This window comes from Oerskovia sp. NPDC056781, from assembly GCF_042789955.1.
In the GTDB taxonomy this organism is placed as follows: Bacteria; Actinomycetota; Actinomycetes; order Actinomycetales; family Cellulomonadaceae; genus Oerskovia; species Oerskovia rustica.
This window is the reverse complement of the sequence record NZ_JBHUAD010000257.1, coordinates 1-5,253: the sequence shown is the minus strand read 5'-3', so window position 1 is coordinate 5,253 and position 5,253 is coordinate 1. Positions and strand designations below refer to the sequence as shown.

The window sequence follows — 5,253 nt, the reverse complement described above, 5'->3', positions numbered from 1 at the left end:
GCCCTTCCGGGGGCGGGCCCTCGTTGGTCGCTCGGGCAGCGAGACGTTGCGCGTCAGACGGGCGAGAGGCCCAGCCGTCGACCCGCGAGCCCACGGCTGCGGGCGGCCAGGCTCCGTGCGACGCCGCGCAGGGCGACGGCCGCAGGGGAGTCGGGGTCCGAGAGCGTCACGGGGGTACCCGCGTCCCCGGCCTCGCGCAGCGACATGTCCAGGGGGACCTGCCCGAGCAGCTCGACCGGTCCACCGGTCGCGGCCGTGAGGTTCTCCGCGACCTTCGCCCCGCCACCGGCGCCGAACAGCTCGAGCCGCGACCCGTCGGGCTGCTCGAGCCACGACATGTTCTCGACGACGCCGACGACGCCCTGCTGGGTCTGCGTCGCGATCGAGCCCGCACGCTCCGCGACCTCGGCGGCCGCGACCTGCGGGGTCGTCACGACGAGGATCTCGCTGGTCGGCAGGAGCTGCGCGACCGAGATCGCGATGTCGCCCGTGCCGGGCGGCAGGTCGAGCAGCAGGACGTCGAGGTCGCCCCAGTAGACGTCCGCGAGGAACTGCTGGAGCGCGCGGTGGAGCATGGGCCCGCGCCAGATCACGGGCTGGCCCTGTGGCACGAACATGCCGATCGAGACGACCTTGACCCCGTGCGCGACGGGTGGCAGGAGCATGTTGTCGACGCGCGTGGGCTGGCGGTCCACGCCGAGCATGCGGGGGATCGAGAAGCCGTAGATGTCGGCGTCGACCACGCCCACGCTGAGCCCGTCGGCGGCCAGCGCGACCGCGAGGTTCGCGGTCACCGAGGACTTGCCGACGCCGCCCTTGCCCGACGCGATCGCGTACACCTTGGTCAGCGAGTCGGGCTTCGCGAAGGGGATCTCGGGCTCGCCGACGCCGCCGCGCAGCATGGTGCGCAGCTCGGTGCGCTGCTCGGCGCTCATGACGCCGAGGTCGACGCTCACCTCGCCCACGCCCGGCACGGTCTGCGCCGCGGCCGTGACGTCCTTGACGAGGGTCGACTTCATGGGGCAGCCCGCCACGGTCAGGTCGACGCCGACGACGACGCGCGCGCCGCCCACGGAGGCGCCGGCCTCGCCCGCGTCCTCCGCGCCGCCCCCGGTGCCGCCCGTCACCTCGACCGACCGGACCATCCCGAGCTCGGTGATGGGGCGCCGGATCTCCGGGTCCATCACCTGCGTCAGAGCCGTCCGGACGAGGTCCTCGAGTACGTCGGTCGTGGGTGTTGCAGAGCCGCCAGCCATGGCCCCATCCTAAGCGGCCGGTTAGCGTTCGAGGATGGACGCCCTGGCCTCGATCGCGCGTGACTCGGCTCTCTTCCTCGACGCGGTGCGTGCGGCGCCGCCGGGGGCGCGGGTCCCGGCCTGCCCCGAGTGGGGCGTCGCGGACCTGACGTACCACCTGGCCGAGGTGCAGGCCTTCTGGAGCGCCGTCGTCGGGCCGGCAGCGGGCGAGGGCCTCGACGCCGACGACGTCGCTCCCCTCGCGCGCCCGGCGCACGACCCGGCGCTGCCCGACCTCGCCGCGACCGCGACGGCGCGCCTGCTCGCGGCCCTCGCGGGCCGCGACCCGTCCGAACCGTGCTGGTCCTGGCACGACGCGGGGCGCACCGTGGGGTGGGTCGCCCGGCGCCAGGCCCACGAGGCCCTGGTGCACCGGGTCGACGCCGAGCAGACCGCGGGTCGCGACGTGACGGGCGCCGATCCGCAGGTCGCGGCGGACGGGGTCGACGAGGTCCTGCGCGTGCTGGTCGACGGGATCCCCGCCTGGGGGACGTTCACGCCCGACGGGAGCACGGTCTCGGTCGCGGTCGACGGGCCGGGGGAGACGCCGCGGTCGTGGGAGCTCGCGTTCGGGCGGCTCACCGGGGTCGGCCCCGAGTCGGGCACGGCGTACGACCTCGACTCGGCACAGCTCGTGGACCTGCCCGGTTCCACGACGGCCCAGGTCTCGGGTCCGGCGTGGGCGCTGGACCTGTGGTTGTGGGGCCGGGCGGACCGGCAGGGGCTGACGGTGCACGGCGACCCGGAGCTCGTGGACCGGCTGCGGGCCGTCGCGAGCGACGGGATGCAGTAGCCGCCCCTGAGCAGCCCTACTGCTCGGCCGACGAGTCGGGCCCGCGGCGCCCCGTGGTGGCGCGGCGCCCGTCGCGGTTCGCGCCGCGACCGGAGGAACGCGGCAGCGGGGAGTCGAGCCCGCCTCGTCCGGGGGCGGAGCCCGACGAGCCCGCGGTCCCCGCGCGGCCGGTGTCGGCAGCCTCGGCCGCGCGCTCCGACTCCTTCTCGTCGAGCTCCTCGAGCAGGTTGCGGATCTCGGAGCGCACGAAGTCGCGCGTCGCGACCTCGTTGAGCGCGATGCGCAGCGCGGCCATCTCCCGCGCGAGGTACTCGGTGTCGGCGAGGTTGCGCTCGCCGCGCTGGCGGTCCTGCTCGGCGCTCACGCGGTCGCGGTCCGTCTGGCGGTTCTGCGCGAGCAGGATGAGCGGGGCCGAGTACGACGCCTGGAGCGAGAGCATGAGGGTCAGCGCCGTGAAGCCCAGGGCCGCGGAGTCGAAGCGCAGAGACTCCGGGCCCCACGTGTTGAAGCCCAGCCACAGGAGGCAGAACACCGTCATGTAGAGCAGGAACCGCGGGGTGCCCATGAAGCGGGCGATGCCCTCGGAGATCTTGCCGAACGCGTCCTGCTCGACGCGGACGCGCGGCAGGAGGGTGCGGCGCGCGGCCTTGGGCGTGTCGAGGCGCTCAGCCACGGAGACCTCCTCGGCGGATCGGGAAGGCGGAGGACGCGGGGGTCTGCGTGCCGAGGCTCGACTCGTCCGCGTCGTCGTCGGTCTCGCGCCAGTCGTCGGGCAGCATGTGGTCGAGCACGTCGTCGACGCTGATGGCGCCCAGCAGGCGCTTCTCGTCGTCGAGCACGGGCAGGGCCAGCAGGTCGTACGCCGCGAGCAGGCGCGTGACGCGCCCGAGCGGCGCGTCGGGGCGCACCCACTCGATGTCGGAGTCGAGCACCGACCCGACCGACACGTGCGGGGGCTCGCGGAGGAGCTTCTGGAAGTGCACGACGCCGAGGAAGCGCCCGGTGGGCGTCTCGAGCGGTGGGCGCACGACGAACACGAGCGCGGCGAGCGCGGGCGGCAGGTCCTGCCGGCGGATCTGCGCGAGGGCCGTGGCGATCGTGGTCTCGGGGCCGAGGACCACGGGCTCGGTCGTCATGAGGCCGCCTGCGGTGTCCTCGTCGTACGCGAGGAGCCGGCGCACGTCGCGCGCCTCCTCGGGCTCCATGAGCTCGAGGAGCTCGGCCGCCTGCTCCTGGGGGAGCTCGTGCAGGAGGTCGGCGGCGTCGTCGGGCTGCATGGCCTCCAGGACGTCGGCCGCGCGGTCGGTGTCGAGGCCCGAGAGGATCGCGACCTGGTCGTCCTCGGGGAGCTCCTCGAGGACGTCGGCGAGGCGCTCGTTGTCGAGGGCCGTGGCGACCTCGAGGCGGCGCGTGTCGCCGAGGTCGTGCAGGACGTCGGCGAGGTCGGCGGGCTTGAGGTCGTCGTACGCCGCGAGCAGGCGGGCCGCGCCCTGGGTCTCGGGCGTCCCGGCGAGACCTGTGACCGCGCCGATCTCGACGACGAACGCGTCGCCGCGCCGCCGGATCCCCAGCGCGTTGGGGCTCGTGTGACGGCGCACGAAGAGCTGGTTGACGAGCCAGTCGCCCGTGCGCTGCTTCTCGATCGAGAGGTCCTCGACCGTCGCGGACCCCGAGCCGTCGACGAACTGCACGGTCCGGTCGAGCAGCTCGCTCACCGCGAGGGTCTCCATGGCGCGCTGCTCGAAGCGTCGCATGTTCACCAGGCCGGTGCTGATGACCTGCCCCGCGTCGATGCTCGTGACGCGGGTCAGGGGCAGGAAGACGCGTCGTCGTCCGGGCACCTCGACCACGAGGCCGACGGCGCGCGGGGCCCCCTTGGGGCGGAGGAGGACGACGACGTCACGCACGCGTCCTACCTGGTCACCGAGGGGGTCGAACACCGCCGTACCGGCCAGGCGCGCGACGAAGACGCGGGTAGTTGCACTCACGTCGCAAGACTACGCACCGCGCGGTGCGGTGGCGCCCCGACCGTCCGGGGACCTGGGGGAGAGGAGGTGCCGACCCTGTGCTGACCGTCTGCCGAGCGGTCGGGGCGGTGGTGGCGTGCTGGACGCCCGTCGCATTGTCTGCTTGAATCTGGCAGTAACAGACGTGAATCCGTCAGAATCAGTCAGACGGTCCACGAGGTGGTCCGGCTCGCAGCGCAGGCGCCGCGGCCCCGAGGCAGGGAGAGACGCATGGCACGCCACGAGGACCCGACCGTCGGTGACGCACCCGGTGGGCTCAGCAAGTCCGTCCGGTGGGAACGCATGCTCGCGCTGCTCGCCGACCGCCGGCGGCTGTCCGTGACCGAGGTGTCCGAGCAGTTCGGCATCTCCGAGTCGACCGTGCGCCGCGACTTCGACCAGATGGCCGACCGGCGCCTCGCGCACCGCACCCACGGCGGCGTCGTCGCGGCGTCCGTCGCCTACGGCCTTCCCGGTCGGTACGGCCAGCAGGTCGACGACCGCCAGCTCGTGGCCGAAGCCGCCGCCCGGCTGGTCGCGGAACGCCACACCGGCCAGCCCGTCGTCGGCTTCAACGGCGGTCGCACCACGACTCTCGTCGCGAAGGCGCTCGGCGAGATCTCCGACCAGGCGTCCGAGCAGGCGGCCCAGCACGGCGAGCACGTCTACACGGTCGTCACGAGCGCGCTCAACATCGCGACCGACCTCGTCCTGCGCCCGCAGGTACGGACCGTGTGCCTGGGCGGCACCGCCCGTGCGCAGTCCTACGAGCTCACCGGACCCCTCGCCGTGACGATGGCTCGGAGCCTGTGGCTCGACGTCCTCGTCGTCGGGATGGTCGGCATCGACGAGCACGCCGGGCTCACGTGCGCCGACCCCGACGAGGCGGGGGTCACGACCGCCCTGGTCGAGCACTCGCGCGCCGTGATCGCGGTCGGGACCTCGGACAAGCTCGGGGTCCGCTCGTTCGCACAGATCTGCGACCTGTCCGCCGTCACCACGCTCGTCACCGACGCCGGCGCGACCGAGGAGCAGCTCGCCCCCCTGCGGGACGCAGGGATCGAGGTCCTCGTCGTCCCCACGGCACCTCCCGCGCCTCCCAGCGTCCCGTCCACGACGTCCGCACCATGACGGACGCCGGGCGCGCGCGGTCCGCGCG

General features: G+C 74.0%; 5 protein-coding genes. 2 read left to right on the top strand and 3 right to left on the bottom strand.

The features are described 5' to 3' along the window. Positions 1 to 53: 53 nt before the first annotated feature. The gene (locus ACFRCR_RS16570) at positions 54 to 1,256 is read right to left on the bottom strand and encodes a P-loop NTPase (RefSeq protein ID WP_377679048.1); all 1,203 of its coding nucleotides are present in this window, start codon (positions 1,254 to 1,256) and stop codon (positions 54 to 56) included. 34 nt (positions 1,257 to 1,290) lie between these two features. On the opposite strand from ACFRCR_RS16570, the gene ACFRCR_RS16565 reads away from it, so the two are divergent. Continuing rightward, complete coding sequence (locus ACFRCR_RS16565; protein WP_377679047.1) at positions 1,291 to 2,088, top strand: maleylpyruvate isomerase N-terminal domain-containing protein; 798 nt, start codon at positions 1,291 to 1,293, stop codon at positions 2,086 to 2,088. Between the two features lie 16 nt (positions 2,089 to 2,104). On the opposite strand, the gene ACFRCR_RS16560 is transcribed toward ACFRCR_RS16565, so the two are convergent. Both ACFRCR_RS16560 and ACFRCR_RS16555 read right to left on the bottom strand, forming a co-directional pair. Beyond that, entirely contained in the window at positions 2,105 to 2,761 is a 657-nt protein-coding gene (locus ACFRCR_RS16560; RefSeq protein WP_377679045.1) for a DUF1003 domain-containing protein, read from the bottom strand. After that, on the bottom strand, positions 2,754 to 4,076 hold the full coding sequence (locus ACFRCR_RS16555) for a magnesium transporter MgtE N-terminal domain-containing protein (protein WP_377679044.1): 1,323 nt from the start codon (positions 4,074 to 4,076) through the stop codon (positions 2,754 to 2,756). Before ACFRCR_RS16555 ends, ACFRCR_RS16560 begins: the two co-directional genes overlap by 8 nt. Positions 4,077 to 4,325: 249 nt before the next feature. On the opposite strand from ACFRCR_RS16555, the gene ACFRCR_RS16550 reads away from it, so the two are divergent. Next, positions 4,326 to 5,225: a DeoR/GlpR family DNA-binding transcription regulator gene (locus ACFRCR_RS16550; RefSeq protein WP_377679042.1), complete on the top strand. Its 900-nt coding sequence runs from the start codon at positions 4,326 to 4,328 to the stop codon at positions 5,223 to 5,225. Positions 5,226 to 5,253 lie beyond the last annotated feature (28 nt).